The sequence below is a fragment of the Clostridium sp. 'White wine YQ' genome (assembly GCF_028728205.1).
In the GTDB taxonomy this organism is placed as follows: domain Bacteria; phylum Bacillota; class Clostridia; order Clostridiales; family Clostridiaceae; genus Clostridium_T.
The window spans coordinates 643136-660225 of the sequence record NZ_JAQYUU010000001.1 but is presented as its reverse complement, the minus strand read 5'-3'; the positions used below and the strand labels follow the sequence as shown (position 1 = coordinate 660225).

16 protein-coding genes and 1 other annotated feature are annotated in these 17090 nt (G+C 29.9%); of the genes, 5 read left to right on the top strand and 11 right to left on the bottom strand.

Annotated features, from left to right (window positions below):
• Window positions 1-30: 30 nt before the first annotated feature.
• Window positions 31-1776 carry a phosphoenolpyruvate carboxykinase gene (locus tag PTZ02_RS03160; protein WP_274226365.1) on the bottom strand — a complete coding sequence of 582 codons (1746 nt, stop codon included), beginning with the start codon at window positions 1774-1776 and terminating at the stop codon, window positions 31-33.
• Between the two features lie 242 nt (window positions 1777-2018).
• Complete coding sequence (locus tag PTZ02_RS03155) at window positions 2019-2732, bottom strand: lysophospholipid acyltransferase family protein (protein ID WP_274226364.1); 714 nt, start codon at window positions 2730-2732, stop codon at window positions 2019-2021.
• 130 nt (window positions 2733-2862) lie between these two features.
• Here PTZ02_RS03155 and PTZ02_RS03150 point away from each other — a divergent pair, with 130 nt between their 5' ends.
• Window positions 2863-3720, top strand: coding sequence for a ComEC/Rec2 family competence protein (locus PTZ02_RS03150; RefSeq protein ID WP_274226363.1), 858 nt, complete (start codon window positions 2863-2865; stop codon window positions 3718-3720).
• Window positions 3721-3819: 99 nt separating this feature from the next.
• Here PTZ02_RS03150 and PTZ02_RS03145 read toward each other — a convergent pair whose 3' ends face one another.
• Together PTZ02_RS03145 and PTZ02_RS03140 are read right to left on the bottom strand one after the other, a co-directional pair.
• Complete coding sequence (locus tag PTZ02_RS03145; RefSeq protein WP_274228059.1) at window positions 3820-4494, bottom strand: ribonuclease H-like domain-containing protein; 675 nt, start codon at window positions 4492-4494, stop codon at window positions 3820-3822.
• 39 nt (window positions 4495-4533) lie between these two features.
• Entirely contained in the window at window positions 4534-5262 is a 729-nt protein-coding gene (locus PTZ02_RS03140) for an HAD-IB family hydrolase (protein ID WP_274226362.1), read from the bottom strand.
• A 172-nt stretch (window positions 5263-5434) separates the two neighbouring features.
• Here PTZ02_RS03140 and PTZ02_RS03135 point away from each other — a divergent pair, with 172 nt between their 5' ends.
• The 3 genes from PTZ02_RS03135 to PTZ02_RS03125 are packed head-to-tail and all read left to right on the top strand — an operon-like array spanning window position 5435 to window position 7670.
• Complete coding sequence (locus PTZ02_RS03135; RefSeq protein ID WP_274226361.1) at window positions 5435-5653, top strand: FeoA family protein; 219 nt, start codon at window positions 5435-5437, stop codon at window positions 5651-5653.
• A 12-nt stretch (window positions 5654-5665) separates the two neighbouring features.
• Window positions 5666-7498: a ferrous iron transport protein B gene (gene feoB, locus PTZ02_RS03130; RefSeq protein ID WP_274226360.1), complete on the top strand. Its 1833-nt coding sequence runs from the start codon at window positions 5666-5668 to the stop codon at window positions 7496-7498.
• Window positions 7499-7511: 13 nt separating this feature from the next.
• Window positions 7512-7670, top strand: coding sequence for a FeoB-associated Cys-rich membrane protein (locus tag PTZ02_RS03125; protein WP_202767456.1), 159 nt, complete (start codon window positions 7512-7514; stop codon window positions 7668-7670).
• Between the two features lie 74 nt (window positions 7671-7744).
• On the opposite strand, the gene argS is transcribed toward PTZ02_RS03125, so the two are convergent.
• The 6 genes from argS to PTZ02_RS03095 form a co-directional block, all read right to left on the bottom strand.
• Window positions 7745-9436, bottom strand: a complete 1692-nt coding sequence (argS, locus tag PTZ02_RS03120; protein WP_274226359.1) for an arginine--tRNA ligase — start codon at window positions 9434-9436, stop codon at window positions 7745-7747.
• 58 nt (window positions 9437-9494) lie between these two features.
• Window positions 9495-9720 (bottom strand) — a binding site (T-box leader).
• Window positions 9721-9888: 168 nt separating this feature from the next.
• Window positions 9889-10524 (bottom strand): tRNA (guanosine(46)-N7)-methyltransferase TrmB, encoded by a 636-nt coding sequence (trmB, locus tag PTZ02_RS03115; protein WP_274226358.1) that lies wholly within the window; start codon window positions 10522-10524, stop codon window positions 9889-9891.
• 9 nt (window positions 10525-10533) lie between these two features.
• On the bottom strand, window positions 10534-11172 hold the full coding sequence (locus PTZ02_RS03110) for a site-2 protease family protein (protein WP_274226357.1): 639 nt from the start codon (window positions 11170-11172) through the stop codon (window positions 10534-10536).
• A 261-nt stretch (window positions 11173-11433) separates the two neighbouring features.
• Window positions 11434-12456 (bottom strand): hypothetical protein, encoded by a 1023-nt coding sequence (locus PTZ02_RS03105; RefSeq protein ID WP_274226356.1) that lies wholly within the window; start codon window positions 12454-12456, stop codon window positions 11434-11436.
• A 15-nt stretch (window positions 12457-12471) separates the two neighbouring features.
• Window positions 12472-13485 carry a phosphodiester glycosidase family protein gene (locus tag PTZ02_RS03100; RefSeq protein ID WP_274226355.1) on the bottom strand — a complete coding sequence of 338 codons (1014 nt, stop codon included), beginning with the start codon at window positions 13483-13485 and terminating at the stop codon, window positions 12472-12474.
• Between the two features lie 121 nt (window positions 13486-13606).
• Window positions 13607-14911, bottom strand: a complete 1305-nt coding sequence (locus tag PTZ02_RS03095) for an LCP family protein (RefSeq protein WP_274226354.1) — start codon at window positions 14909-14911, stop codon at window positions 13607-13609.
• A 131-nt stretch (window positions 14912-15042) separates the two neighbouring features.
• Here PTZ02_RS03095 and PTZ02_RS03090 point away from each other — a divergent pair, with 131 nt between their 5' ends.
• Window positions 15043-16014, top strand: a complete 972-nt coding sequence (locus tag PTZ02_RS03090) for a biotin--[acetyl-CoA-carboxylase] ligase (RefSeq protein ID WP_274226353.1) — start codon at window positions 15043-15045, stop codon at window positions 16012-16014.
• A gap of 68 nt (window positions 16015-16082) precedes the next feature.
• Here PTZ02_RS03090 and PTZ02_RS03085 read toward each other — a convergent pair whose 3' ends face one another.
• Window positions 16083-17033, bottom strand: coding sequence for an L-lactate dehydrogenase (locus tag PTZ02_RS03085; RefSeq protein ID WP_274226352.1), 951 nt, complete (start codon window positions 17031-17033; stop codon window positions 16083-16085).
• Between the last annotated feature and the right edge of the window lie 57 nt (window positions 17034-17090).

Genomic DNA, 17090 nt, shown 5'->3' with positions numbered 1-17090 from the left:
AAGCGATGGGTTATCCATCGCTTTTCTATTCTATAAATTATTTATTATATTAAAAAGCTCAAGTGCTGCTTTTCTAGGCCCGTTTTTCTCGCTTCCTTGAATTGCAAGAGAAGTTTTAATCTCTCCAACTTTAACACCAGATGCAAATAGAGCGTCAAAGTATTTATCTAATAATATATCACATTCTTGTTGCTTTTGGGCTGGTCCAAAAGGATTTGCAAAATACGATTTTACTAATCCCTTCTCTGTTGTTGTTCCCTTGGCAACTCTAGCTCCTGCTTTAAATACTTTAATTGCATCCTCTGAAGTTTCAAAATACTCTATTGCTTTTCCACCTTCAGGAACCTCATCATAATTATTAGCATATAAGAAAAGATCTACTTTATATCCTTTCATTATTTCCTTATAGGAAGCAACTGGCATTACAAGTCTTGCATTAATTTTATCTGGATTCATGAAAATACTTCTATCCATTTCTTTAAATGCATAGCCTTGGTCTAAATCATCTAGTCTTACGAATGCACCAATTTCTGTTCCATATCCATAAATGCTACCATCTTTTTCTTTAATAGTTCCCATATCATCAAAAACAATTGTCATATCTGAAATATAATCCTCACTTAAACCTCTAAAAGCTTCTAGACTTTCAGATTTTCCTGCTCCAGAATCACCCATAATAATGACATTTGCTTCTTTTCCATTCTTAAGGACTATATTAACCATAGCACCATGTATAGGAAGATACCCTCTCTTGATTTGAATTAAATTATGAAGGGTCAAGCTCATCTTTTTCATATATCCAAAATAATCTATCTCTTCTGAATGATTTATATATCCAAACATAATATCATTGTCTTTATCATCATAGAAAACGGTCTTTAGCTCATCACCCTTTTCTCTTGCTCCATAAACGTATATTATATCAGGTTTTTTACCCTTAAATTCTTTTTCTTTTGCTAATTCAAAAAGATTACAAAGTGTAATCCCATGCTCCATAAAGTCTCTATGGAAATATAAAAATGCCAATAGATCTCCTATTTTTGCAGGATAACAAAACCAATGATCTTTATCTATTATTGCTTTCTTTAGTGGGTTATCTTTTACCTCTTTAAACATTCCATCTCTTGTATTTTTCTTTGGATAAGTTATAAAAGGTGTTTGTAATAAAATTGAATCAATAAAAGGAATGTCTTCTAATACTCTGTATTCATCTGGAGCTGCCCACACTACATTTGATAACATTAAGCTAGCATTTCCTCCAACTGGTAGTTGTCTGAATACATTAGGACTATATCCTAATACATTTTTTTCAATTCTTCTATAAAGTCTACGTATCAATCTACTAAATTGTGAATCCACTTCAGTAAAGCTTACTGCCGCAAGACCTGTTTTTACCCTATTAGTATATATTATTGTATATCTTTCTAACTTTCTCCAGAATAAATATAAATCCTCAACAAATGCTATAAATTCATCCTTATTTAGAAGAAGCCCACTATAATTAGGATTTACATGAGATATTTCTTCAACACTTAATACTGTAAGTACTTTAAATAAATTAGATATTTCACTTTCCAAGTTAGGAATTTGATCTTTTCCAAAGCTTTTTTCTAAAAATCTAAAGCTATGAGTATTTTTCTTTTTAGCTTGTTTTAAAAATGCTTCTAAAACTCTTCTAAATCCATCACTTTCTAGCAGCGTCTCATAGTTATCACAATACTTAGCTGTAAAATTAATAGTTGCCTTGTCATTACTTAATGAAAATTCTTTACGCATATTCCAGCCCCCTTAGTATGCATATAAGTTTTTATAAAATTTCATTTTAATAGATTTTTTATCAATCTTATACAATTATAACACAAAAAATGAAATTCAGAAATTATTTTTATTTCATTTTTCATTCAAAATATAAATTTCTGAAAATAATAATATTATATATTCATATTAATTCTCCTGTAATTAACTTACAATAAAACAAGACATGCCCATTTTAAATGAACACGTCTTGTTAAATAATTTTATTTAACTTGAAGATTTCCTTTTACAACATTCTGAACTCTTATATGTAAATCTTTCTCTTCTTCTTTTGTTAAATTATTTGTATATATTGGTTCCCCAAAGGTTATTTTTACTTCAGCACTTTGGAATTTATTATTTAACTCATAAGCTTTATAGCTACCATCTATCGTAACAGGAACTATAGGTGCTTTTGCTTTTGTTGCTAATTTCATACTGCCCTTTTTGAAATCTTTCATTACTCCTTCTCTAGCTCTAGTTCCCTCAGGGAATATCGCCATATCATTACCATTCAATAAATTATCAGAACCTATGTTAATTACTTTTATAGCTTCTCTTACATTTTCCCTATCAATTGGGACACAATGAATCAAACGCATCCAGTATCCAATTACAGGAACCTTTAAAAGTTCTTTTTTAGCTATAAAGCCAACACTTCTTTGTGTTCCATATAGTAAAATAGGTATATCTAATAAGCTTTGATGATTTCCTATAAACACACAAGCTTCACTCGGAATATTTTCTCTTCCTACTACTTGTATTTTAAGATCTAGAGTCTTCACAGTAAAGGCTGCCCAATTTTGAATAACCTTGTCCCTGTATTTAATAACTTCTTCTTCAGTAGCTCTTGATTTTAGCAATTTATACTTAAATCCTCTAATTCTAAATAAAATCATATATAAACCATAAGAAACTAACATTTTAATCTTTTTCATACTTTACACCATCCTAATTTCATCTATTTCATTATACTATGTCTTGCTTAAAGTGCAAGTATTTCAAATCTTCTCATAAGAATAATATAATGATAAACTATATTTATTGGCGATTATTAAGGAGGCAGTTATGAAAAAACTTAAATTTCTCTCATTATTATTAGTTATTACATCTTTTCTTTTTATCTCATGTAGCAAAGGTAGTACCGTTAACAACGAAGCTAAAACAATAGATGGCGTTGAGATACATTATATTGATGTTGGACAAGGAGATGCTATCTTAATCCAATATAAAGATAAGAACTTACTTATAGATTCATCTACAAGTAAAGAAGATAAAAAATTCAAGAACTATATAAACTCATTAAAAATAAAGAAGTTTGATGCAATTGTTGCTACCCATCCCGATGAAGATCATATTGGAAATATGGACTGGGTAATTAAGAACTTTGATGTAGGCAAATTCTATGCACCAAAGAAGAAGACTACTACTGCTGCATTTAAAGATATGGTTACAGAACTAAACAATAAAGATCTTAAAATCAATGTTTTAAAAGGAGGATCTACAATTGATTTTTCTCCTGATTTAAAGCTTGATGTATTTGCACCTAATAGTGATAACTATGGTGATGATAATAACAATTATTCAGCAATAATTAAATTGACTTATGGTAGTAATACAGCTCTATTTACTGGTGATGCTGAAAAAGAATCTGAAGCAGAAACTCTTCAAAAGGGCTATAACCTAAAGTCAGATATATTAAAAGTAGGCCATCATGGAAGTTCTACTTCCACTTCAAAAAACTTTTTACAGGCAGTAAATCCTAAATATGCTATCATTTCATGTGGAAAAGACAATAAATACGGGCATCCACATAAGGAAACTCTAGATAACTTAAAAGCAGCTAAAATAAAATATTATAGAACTGATTTAGATGGAACTATTATTGCAACCTTAGATGGTAAAAATATTACTTTTAACAAATAAAACTTGGGGACGGTTAACATTTATTTCAAATATTTTAAACTAATATTTAAGAAATAATATGTTAACCGTCCCCCTAATAAAAAATAAAAGAGAGTTGTACTAAACTGTACAGCTCTCTTTTATTTCCTCTGAAGATTCTTGTTCTAATGTTATATGTTTTTTCCAATCCTTATATATGTGAAAAAGGTTAACGACATCCGCTTCATTATAAATAAGTATTTTTTCTATCTTTTCTTTTGGCATCCTAAAAATATAATCGCTATCTTTCAAAACCTTATGGAAAGTTTTAGCTAAGTTTGCTCCAGATATAAGATCACATTCTTCCCGTTCAATGAAAAATTGTTTTTCTAAATTTTTTAAACCTATACTCTTCTTATTTACTTTTTCATATTCTTTTTGCAAATCAATTGATGTAAAGTGCTCCTGAAATGAAAAGTCTACTTGAAATTTATTAAATAAATAATTAATAACTGTAAAGTCATTGTTTCCCGAAAAAGTGACTATAGATTTCTTCAATTTATTTTTATAGATATCTTCCAGATAACTTTTTGCTAGAATAAGGATATCTTTTACTTCTTCCTTATTCTCAATCATATATTGAGTAACATGAATTTCTGAATCTTCAGCAGAGAAATAACAAGCGCCGAAAACGCCAACACATTTTGGTTTTTTATAGACATAATGTTCTAGGTCAAAATAGACAGCATCCTCAAAGGATAAATCTCCGTCTCCAAATTTAAGCATATTTTCCTTTGAGAGATCCGTCACTTTAATAGTGTTTTGTCTTACTATCACTAAATCTCACTCTTTCTTTTAAACATATTGAATGTCGTCTATATTTAAATTATAAGTTACATCTTTTCTTTCAACAACTACTTTTATTTTTTTTCTTACTTCCTCATCCTCTCTTACCTTGTCAAGAAGTTCTTTTGTTGGGTTAATGCAGTACGGATAACTAACAGATTTAAGCATTGTAAAATCTCCTGAAGTGTCACCATAAGCATAACTTTGAGATAAATCAATATCATATTTCTGTGTCATTTCATCAATTGCGTTTTTCTTGCTTACAGAATCCCACATTGGCGAAACCTCACCTGTATATTTGCCCTCTTTGCCCAAAAGATATATCGCACCTTTATAATCATCAAAACCATATTTCAATGCCATTTCTCTTACGAGTTCAATTGGAGAGCCAGAGATTATTATCAGAACATGATTATTTTCTTTATGCCATTTAATTCTTTCCCTGGAAAATGTATAAACTCTATCTCCCTTTTGTTCTATAACTCGATTAGCTATAAATTCAATATGATGCTTATCTATTCCTTTAATAGCTTCCATATATATATCAATCATTTTTAGTAAATATAAATCATAGTCCCCTTCTCTTCTATCCCATTTTAGAAAACTTGGACGTACTTCCTTATACCATTTATCCGGCTCAATTATTTCATACTTAATCATTTTTTTAAAAACTTCAGTAATTAAGCCTTCTCTGTATAAAGTACCATCAATATCGAAAAATGCTGCAATTCTTGTCATAATTATCACTCCATTACTTTAATTTTTAATTTTTATTTTATCACCATTATTAGAAATAATACAACCTATTTGTAAAATAATTTGCAACTTTACATTGTTATTTTCTTGACTATGTACGAATATACTGATATTATAAGTATGTGATAATGATTTTCAATGTGAGGTGTTAATAATGTGCATTTGCGATTTAAAACCTGGTGAGGTTGGATTAATAAATGAAATTGCAGGAAACGAAAAACTAGCTAAAAGACTTCTAGCACTTGGTTGCGTTGAAGGAACTGAAATAACTTTGAAAAGAGTAGCTCCCTTAGGTGATCCTATAGTTGTAAATCTAAGAGGAACAGATTTCGCACTTAGAAAGAAGGACGCTAAAAATATTTTTATAAAATAAGGGGGAATATTAATGACAACTATCGCTCTACTTGGAAACCCTAATGTAGGTAAAACAACATTATTTAATGAATTAACTGGTTCAAACCAATACGTTGGAAACTGGGCAGGAGTAACCGTAGAAAAAAAAGAAGGTTTCTATAAAGATATCAAGATTGTAGACTTACCAGGAATTTATGCTATGGATACATTCTCTAACGAAGAAAAAGTTTCTAAAACTTTTTTAGAAGAAGGAAATGTAGATGCAATACTAAACATTGTTGATGCATCTAATTTACAAAGAAACCTATATCTTACTACTCAATTAAAGGATTTTAACATTCCAATTATATTAATATTAAATATGATGGATATTGTTCTAAAAAAGGGATTTTTAATTGACATAGACCTATTAGAAAAAGAGATGGGAGTAAAAGTTATACCTATCAGCGCTTCTAAAGGTAAAGGTATTGAACATATTAAAGAATTAATTGAGAAGAAGGATTTCGAACGTCCTTCAACTGATAATGATTTTCATATGCAAAACGAAGTTGAAGTTTATGGTTTCTTAGATAGTATCCTTTCTAACATCTTAGTTAATAAAGATTCCCATGAGGCTAAAAAGATAAATGGAAAAAATCAAGAACTTATAAAAAACTTAAATGTAAAAGAAGCTAAAGTTTCTGATATATCTGAGAAGTTAGATAAAATATTTCTGAATCCCTTCCTAGCTTATCCTCTATTTATAATCGCAGTTGCATTTATTTTTAAATTTACTTTCAGTTGGGTTGGAATTCCTTTATCTGACTGGTTAGATGGTACAGTATTACAAGGGTTAATCATTCCTGGTGCTGAAAATTTATTATCTACCTCTTCAGGTTGGTTTAAAAGTTTAATTGTCGATGGAATCATTTCAGGTGTTGGTAGCATAGTTGTTTTACTACCTGTTATTTTAGCCTTATTCCTATGTATTTCTATTTTAGAAGACTCAGGGTATATGGCAAGAGTGGCATTTATAATGGACAAACTAATGAGAAAGATGGGTCTATCAGGCAAAGCATTCATACCTATGATGGTTGGTTTCGGTTGCTCAGTACCTGCTATAATGTCAGCTAGAACTCTAGAAAGTGAAAAAGATAGAAAATTAACCGCTTTACTAGTGCCATTTATGAGTTGTAATGCTAGATTACCTGTTTACTTAGTATTTTCTAGCGTATTCTTCAGAGGAAAAGAAGCTATAGTTGTAGCCTCTCTTTATTTAGCCGGTATTATAGTGGCATTTATACTAGGAATATTCTTTAAAAACACATTGTTTAAAAAAGACGAAGAACCATTTATAATTGAGCTTCCTGAATATAAAGTTCCTGAAATTAAAAATGTTCTTAAGCACACTTGGGACAAAGGTAGTGGTTTCTTAAAGAAAGCTGGAACAATTATTTTCTCAATGAGTGTTGTTATATGGTTCTTATCAAACTTTAATTTTTCAGGCTTAGTAAGTGAAATTAATACTAGTTTCCTTGCATCAATTGGAAATGTTATAGCTCCATTCTTTGCACCTTTAGGTTTTGGAAATTGGCAAGCAGCCGTATCATTACTTACAGGGTTATTAGCAAAAGAAACAGTTGTATCAACTATGCAAGTTATTTACACAGGAGATTTATCAAGTATATTACCTAGTTTCTTTAATTTCTTAACTGCACTTTCATTTATGGTATTTGTACTTTTATACACACCATGTGTATCTGCAATTGGTACTATGAAAAAAGAATTTGGTTCAAAATTCACCCTATTTTCTGTAGTATTCCAATTAGCTGTAGCTTGGGTAGCTGCATTTATGGTTTATAATATTGGCGGATTATTATTTTAAGGAAGTGATTTATATGAAAGAAATTTTAATAGCAGGGGTTATCCTTGCAGTAGCTGGATATTTTATCTTTAAGAGTTTGAGAAAGTCTTCTAAGGGTGAATGCAATTGTGGAAGTTGTTCAAGCAGTTGCCCAAAGTATGAAGAAGACCATGGACTTAAAATAAAAAAATAAGTAATATCTCACATTTATGTTTATATACTTACAAATAAGAGGCTGTTGCAATATGCAATAGCCTCTTATTTTAATTACATTTTTTCTATAACTTGTATTCCTATCAAATCTAATGAATTCTTTATCACTTGGCAAGTAGCTTCGATTAATTTCACTCTTGCTATTTTAAGTCCTTCATCTTCTAAATTGCTAACTGAATGAGAATTATAGAACTTGTTAAAGGCTTTAGCTACATCAACAGAGTATCTAGTTACTATTGAAGGTTCAAGCTTATCTAAAGCACTAAGAATGTTTTTATTAAAGTTTTCTAGTGTTTTTATAAGTTCAAACTCCTCTTTAGAACTTAATTTGCTATAATCTACTTCCCCTTGAATTTCTCCAACTTTTCTTAATATACTTTTTGCTCTTGCATAAGCATATTGAACATATGGGCCAGTCTCTCCATCAAAAGAAAGCATTTCCTTCCAATCAAATACTATATCTTTCTCTCTTGAATTTTTAAGGTAAGTAAATATTACTGCACCTATACCAACTTTTTCAGCAACTTCTTCTTTATTCTCTAATGAAGGATTCTTTTCATTTATTGTTTCAAGAACCTTTTCTCTAGCTTCTCTTAATAGATCTTCTAATAGGATAACCTCTCCTTTTCTTGTAGATAGTTTTCTATCAGCAAACTTAATTAGTCCAAAGCCTACATGTACGCAATCTTTAGCCCATTCATGACCAGCTAATTCTAACACCTTAAATACTTGTTTAAAATGAAGTGCTTGAGGTGATCCAACAACATATATGCTCTTTTTGAAATCATAATTATTTTTTCTATACATAGCTGCTGCTAGATCTCTTGTAGCATATATAGTAGCTCCATCTGATTTTAATATTATGCATGGAGGCATATTATAATCTTCTAGCATTACTACTTGTGCCCCATTACTTTCAGTTAAAAGTTTCTTTTCTTGTAGTTCTTTTATAACAACATCCATCTTATCGTTATAGAAACCTTCACCTGCATATGAATCAAACTTTACACCTAACTCATCATATACCTTATTAAACTCTTTTAGAGATAGTTCAGTGAATCTCTTCCATAACTCATTAGCTTCTTGATCTCCATCTTCTAATTTCTTAAACCACATTCTTCCTTCATCTTCTAGTTCAGGATTCTTTTCTGCCTCATCATGGAATTTTACATATATTCTTAGTAATTCATTTATTGGTTCTCTTTCAAGAGCCTCCTCATCTACCCATCTTTTATAAGCAGAAATTAGCTTTCCGAATTGAGTTCCCCAGTCACCTAAGTGATTTATTCCAACTGATTTATATCCTTGGAAATTGAACATCTTGTAAAGAGCATTTCCTATTACTGTAGAGAATAAATGTCCTACATGGAAAGGCTTTGCAATATTAGGAGATGAGTATTCAACACATACAGTTTCACCATTTCCTATATTTGATGATCCATATTTATCTCCTAAATCTATAATATTTTCAATTGTATTTTTTGAAAAAGATCCTTTATCTACAAAAAAGTTAAGGTATGGTCCTAGGTTTTCAACTTTTTCAAACCCTTCAACGTTTATCTTATCTTTAAGCTCAGCTGCAATCATATTTGGAGCTTTTCTTAATACTTTAGATAATTGGAAGCATGGGAAGGCATAATCTCCCATATCACCATTTGGGGGTATTTCAATTAATGCTTCAATCTTATCTTTCTCTAATTCAATAACTGAACCAATTCTTTCAGCTACAATCTTTTTATAATCCATCTTTCTTCCTCCTAGTTGTTATATTTTTTCAAATAAAAACGCCTCTTTATTATAAAAATAAAGAGACGGAATTCCCGCGGTACCACTCTAATTCAAAATAGTGTTATACTTAAAACACTATAATGCCACTCAATCATCTAACGCTTAAATTGCGACTACCCAATAGAAAACACCAGGCAGCTTCTCCAAGGCTCTCTTCATTTTAATCTCTCCTACAGAGCTTACACCATCCTCTGCTCGCTTAAAGATACTAATTAAACTACTTTCCTCTTCCCAGAATTTAAAATATTACATTATTCATATTATACATTTTACATTTAAAAAATGTCAATAAAAATAGCATCATTAGTTCTATTTAATGTATTTTGCTATGAAAACCACTTGTTACAATATATCATTAGCTAATATAAATAGAGGTTGCCTTAATGAAAATTTAAGACAACCTCTATTCCTCATTTTAACCTAGCAGTCAAAAACATTATATTCTTTCCTAGGCCAGTCCATTTTGTTTCATATTCAGTCATAATATTTTCTTTAAAATCTGATTTGTGTAAATCATAAGTCAGGAATTCAATATTAAAGCCTGATTCTTTAAAATACTCTTGTGATTCATCAAAAAGTTCTTTATCATCTGTTTTAAACCAAATTTGTCCACCATTCTTCAAGAAACCCTTATAGATTTCAAGAAATCTGCTATGAGTCAATCTTCTTTTTTTATGTCTGTCTTTTGGCCAAGGATTACAGAAATTTATATATATTTTAGAAATTTCATCTTTATCAAAAACCTCTTCTATAAAAGTAATATTAAGAGGTATCAGTCTAATATTTTCTACGCCTTCTTCGTTAACTCTTCTTAAGGCGTTAACTAATACTTCATCTTTTAAATCAATTGCTATATAGTTCATATTAGGATTGTTTCTGCAATTTAAAGCTGCAAATTGACCTCTTCCACAACCTAATTCTAAATATATAGGATTATTATTTCCAAAGACCTCACTCCATTTTCCTTTGTACTCCTTTGGATTTACAATAACCTTTGGATCTGCTTCTAATTCTGGTCTTGCCCACCACTTTTTCCTTAGTCTCATGGTTCCTCCTTAAAATAAATTCGCTACAAATACCATTAGTTTTGATAATTGTTCTATAACTGCTGCTGATGGTCCTGATATTACTTTCCAAGCAAAAAACACTACAATAAAGAATATTATCATTTGATACTTGTATATTTGATCTCCAATTCTTCTAAATGCTCTTGGAAATAAATCTTCTAATATGTTAAATCCATCAAATCCTGGCACGGGTAATAGGTTGAAGAAAAATAAATTAACATTAATTGTAACAATCATCAAAAGCATTCTTGCTGTTAAATAAGCAAGATCCCCATTACTTCCCATAGTAAGGCGAAAAAATATCCCCGTAATTACAGTAAATATAATAGCAACAATTAAATTTGCTAATGGTCCTGCTATAGATACCTTTAAATCATCTTTATAATAATTTTTAAATGCCCTTGGATTAACTGGTGTAGGTTTTGCCCATCCAAATCCAAATATTAAAATCATAATAAATCCCATAGGGTCTACATGCGCTAAAGGATTTAATGTCAATCTTCCTTGGAATCTGGCGGTTTTATCACCCAATCTATCAGCCATCCATGCATGTGCATATTCATGAAATGTAAATGCAACCAAAATTGCAGGTATAGATAGTACAATATTTAACATATTAAAATTCATTTTCAATCCTCCTTATATAAATGATATTATAGCATAAGAAATTTAAATAATGAATTATCTATTAAAGAAAAATTCATTATTACTAACTATGTCCACTATTGCTGATTATAGTCAATTTATTAAGTATATATAATGCAAAAATCATATTACATCTCATGTCAAAACTCTTAGTTAAAACTTCTAAAAGCTCTAAGTGACATGTAAATTCTTTAATGCATTATATATTATAAAAAGGATGGAGCAGATCCATCCTTATATAAGTTACTCTTTATTAAAAGGTGTTTTAATAAGTTTTCCTTGTGATGTTGAAGCTATTCCTAAATCATATACACCTAAATATGTTCCTTCATATTTATATTCCTTTGACATTGTTACATCTTTTATTATACCTTGTAACATATCATTCACCATTACATCGCCTTTTTGAGAAACAAAAATATTTTCTTTATCAACAGGTTTATCGAACAGAACTGTTTTCCAACTTCCTGTATCAGTGTCTAAGCTACCATACATAACTTTAGATATCTTTCCACCTTCAGCAATACCAACATATACTACATCATTGCTATCTATATATAATAATTTTGTTTTGTTCGTAAATGATAGCCTTATATTAGGATTAGTCGCATATATATTTCCATTTAAATCATCTTCATAAATGAGTCTATCCACATGAGGAATTACTTTTATACTTCCAATTATCGAGCTGTTTAGATTCATTTTTGTAATTTTATGATTAATATCAATTCTATAAACTAAACCTTTGACTCCTTTTTCATTAACTTTTATATAAGTTACATTATGAAGCGTTGAGGCATCAATACTATCTACTACTGCGCCTTGATCTAATGAATCTAACTTTTCAACTTTTCCTACTTCATTCTTACTTGCATCGTAATAATTTAAAAAGAAATTACTCTTCTTTCCTTCACTGCTTTCTTTATCTACAAATAATATTCTATTTCTATCTGAAAGCCAAATATAATTTAAAATTTTTGATTCATTTTCAGTTTTGACACTTTTTGATTCTCCTGTTTTTGTATCAATTATGTTTAATATCCCATCTTTTAAATAAGATAGATACTTTCCATCAAAGCTAATCTTATAATCCACGTTCTCTGTTATGTTAATTTCTTTATCAGTTGCCTTTTTCTTGTCATCAACCTTTACAGCTTTAAAATTATTGCTACTTACAAATATCTTTTTATCTAAATAAAGAAGCCCTAAAGATTGAATTGTTAAAGAAATTATAATCCAAATGATTATTCTCTTAAATACCTTCATTAAATTCTCTCCTTTTTACTTTACTATAAAAGCTGTAGGAATACTTCTTTCACCTAAGCTATCTGAAGGAGTATTTATTACATCACCTTCATAATACATAGTAGTAGATTTTCCTCCATCTAGGTTAGCAGCATTAACAGCTCCATATTTTATCATAACATCTTGAGCTTCCTTTAGTGTTGCTCCAACACTCTTAAACACTTGTCTTCCATCTATAACAAGTAACATTATAGATCCATCATTTTTCTGGCCTATTACTGTTCTAGGAGCAATTCCCCATCCACCATCGCCAGATTTGATTGTTCCTTTTCCATTAATAACCAACGCTGGTCCAAAGGTTACTGCTTCTTGAGCACCTAGGTTAGTAAGTTCTTTTAATGAGTATTTTCCAACTAACAATCTTCCTTCTTTATTTATTGCTATCATATCGGTCTTACTATTTTCATCAGCATCATAGGAAATTACCTTTCCTTCTGACATAATTAAACCAATTACTTGTCCTCCATTTCCTGCCCAAGTTGAATTTGCAGATTTATCAGTAAATCCACCTGCATTTATAGCTGCTATTGCATTATTATCCTTTGCAATTTGAGAAACGGTTTGCCCTTCCACACCAAGCTTTGATGTATATCCAACATGAACTCTAGTTGGGTCTTTAACAACAAGTAAATATCCTTTAAATTTATCACTTTCTATATCGAATCTTTCTATAGTGTCATCATGACTTTTAGGAATACTTATCTCTTTATCAGATGCATCTGTATTTCCTTCTTCAATATTATTATTTTCAGCTAATATCTTATCAATTTCACTTTGACTTAAAAACCATTTTGCTAAGAACTGACTTTTATAAGAGGTCATTGCTGCTCCTACAAAGCCTTTTTTTACATTTTTGAAAGGTCCGTAGTACAAGAAGAATGGCCCTGTTATTGCAGTAAATACAACTTCAAAAACAATAAAAGCAATAAAGATTTTAAATGAAAATCTTCTTTTTTTCTTACCTTTAACTTCTTTTTTATTTTCGCTCATTATTCATTCCCTTTCCACAAAAAATTAAGCAGACAAAAATATTACCTGCTTAATTATATATTTTTATACACTTTTAATCAACAATGTATGATTACATTTTACAATATTTTATTTTTTAACACTATTTAGTGGTAGGTGGTTTTTGATTATTACCAGTATCATTTGTAGGAGGGTTACTGCCTCCAGGTGTTGTGCCTCCGTTTGAAGGTGTTCCACCAGGTGTTGTTGCACCACCAGTTGTTCCCCCATTAGCAGGAGTATTTCCAGGTGTTGTTGCTCCTCCTGTCCCGTTAGTTGGAACAGTTCCTCCATCTCCCTCTGTTTTAGTTGGAGTTTTAGTACTTGGATTTATTACATCTCCATTTTCATCAAGTGCAGGCTTATCAGCTGGATTAAACGCTTCAGCCTTTGCCATATATTGACTTATTATACTTCTAAAGCTTGCTAAGTTATAATCTTTTGATTCCCACTTTTTGTCATTAAAAATAAAATCTTGTAGCACTTTTCCATTCTGCTTGGCATCAATTAAAAATACCCTTCCTTTATCCATATATTCTCCACCTTGGCTTAATTCAGTGGCCGGAATTTGTAATTGTTCAAAAACAGGATTATCAAACTTATAAAATGTATATGCATAATTAAATATTGTCATTGGATCAATATTAGTTTTTACACACTTTAACAATGCATTAGCAACTGAAGGGTATTTTATTGGCGATATTTCTTTTCCCTTTTGTGCGAGCAGAGTAACTACAGATTTTTGTCTAGCAACTCTCTCATAATCACCATTACCTACCTTTCTAATTCTGGCATAGGATAAAGCTTGCTGTCCATCAAGATGCTGCAATCCTGACTTAGTTAATGGCGGAGATTTTACTGTATCAACCTCACCAATATATTTGTTTATCTCATTAATTTCATAATCTTTTACATCTATATCTAAACCACCCATAGCATCTACTATATCTTGAAATCCCCAGAAATTAACAACTACATATTTATCTAATGTTACCCCAAAGTTTTCTTTTATTGTTTTAATTAGTAACTCTGGACCTCCAATAGAATACGCAGCATTAATTTTTTGTTCCCCATACCCAGGAATTTTTATTAATGTATCTCTCATAATTGAACTTAATTTTACTTTTTTAAGATTGGTATCTATTGTTGCTATTATAATTGAATCACTTCTCGATTTTTCATCGAGTGTTCTCCCATCTATACCTACCAACAAAATATTTATTATACCATTTTGTTCTTGATACTTTATTTCCTCCTTATCCTCTTTTGGAACTTCTACAACCTTTTCAGGTTCAACATAAATTTTGCTTTTTATATAGTAATAAGTTCCCACAGAAGCAGTAGCAATTATAAGAAGTAGCGTGCTAATTACTATTATAATCTTTTTCCTCTTACTCATTTTTTTCATTCTCTTACCCCATCTTTTACATAAAGTTTAAATATAATAAAATAATTATACTATATAAATTTTCACATTGGTTGCGAAAAAATGACATTTTAATGTTATAATTTTCTTAAAAACCAATAGGAGGTCATTTTTTGAAATTACTAATTTTAGAAATACTACAAAGTAATAAATATAATTATGTTTCTGGTGAGGATATAAGTAAGACTTTAGGGGTTACAAGAGCTGCTATTTGGAAGTATATAAAATCCTTACAAGAAGAAGGATACATAATTGAATCTTCTCCTAGAAAAGGATATAAACTTACTTTTGCTCCTAGTAAACTATCAATTGATAAATTAACTAGTAATTTATCTAAAAATACATTAGTAAAAAAAATACTTTATTTTGATACCATAGAATCAACAAATGATTATTGCAAAAATCATTCCGAAAATATTCAGAGTGGAACTATCGTATTAACTGACCATCAGCTTAATGGAAGAGGTAGATTTGATAGAAACTGGTTTTCACCAAAAGGCAAAGGAATATACTGCTCTATATACTTAAAGCCAGAATTATCTCCATACGAAATATCTAAAATCACTTCAATTATCTGTGCAGCAATAATAGAGGTTCTGCATTCATATAATATTGATGCAAAAGTTAAATGGCCTAATGATATTTATCTCGACAATAAAAAAATTGGTGGCATCCTAACAGAAATGAAAGGAGACATGGACAGAATAAACTACTTAATAATTGGCTTTGGTCTAAACATAAATCAGGAATCTTCTGAATTTCCTGAAGAAATTAGTACAATAGCTACCTCATTAAAAACAGTTTATAATAAAGACTTCGATAGAGAAGCTCTATTAACTGATATTCTTGATAAATTTGAGCACTTTTACAATAACTTTGGAGTAAATTTTGACTTCTCCTATCCGCTAGAAATAATAAGAAATAATTCTTATGTTATTAATAAACATGTAACTTTAATTAAAGGTAAAGAACTTATTAACGGAAAAGTAATAAATATAGGTGAAAACGGTGAACTTATTATTGAAAGAGACGGTAAGACTGAAAGTATTTTTTCAGGAGAAATTTCTTTAAAAATAAATAATTAGTACATAACAAAAAAGAAACCCACTTATGAGTTTCTTTTTTTAGTTGCATGGTAATTAAGTAAATTATTTTATATTCCTGCTTCTTTTAGATGTTTTTTAATAATCTCAGCAGAAGCTTTAAGCTTATCACTTTCCTTCTCTTCTAATGACACTTCTAGTATTTGTTTAGCTCCTTCTCTATTAACTATTGTTGGAATAGCTAAATATACATCTTCAAGTCCATATTCACCTTTAAGTAATGAGCTTACAGTTAATATAGAATCTTCATCTCTTATGATGGCTTCAACAATTCTACTAATTGCAAGACCCACTGCGTAATTAGTATACCCTTTTTTATTTATTATTTCATAAGCTGCATCTTTAACTTTATCAGGGATTGTTTCTTTAAAGCTGCCATTACATCTCTTACACATTCTACTGCAATACTCATCTGCAGAAACTCCTGCAATATTTGTTAAGCTCCATGCTGCAATTTCAGAATCTCCGTGTTCCCCTATTATATAAGTATGAATATTTCTTGCATCAATTTCAAAATGCTCACTTAACATATATTTAAACCTTGATGTGTCTAAAACAGTTCCTGAACCAATAACCCTATTTGCAGGTAATCCTGAGATTTTATAAGCTATATAAGTTAATATATCTACTGGATTAGATACAACTAATAAAATACCATTAGGACTGTATTTTACTACTTCAGGTACAATGCTTTTAAATATAGGAATATTTTTATTTATAATATCCAATCTTGATTCCCCTGGTTTTTGCCCAATTCCAGCAGTAATAATAATTATATCTGAATCTTTTGTATCTTCATACCCTCCAGCCTTTACATCTACTGCTTTAACAAATGCAGCTCCATGAGATAAATCCATAGCTTCTGCTTCAGCTTTTTCTTTATTAATATCAACAATTACAATTTCTGATGCTAATCCATTTAACATTAATGCATATGCAGTTGTTGAACCAACAAAACCAGCACCAACAATTGAAATTTTAGTTCCTTTTTCTTTAATCATATTAACTACCTCCTCTTAATAATGATTCCTTATTGAGAATTATTATCTATGATATTA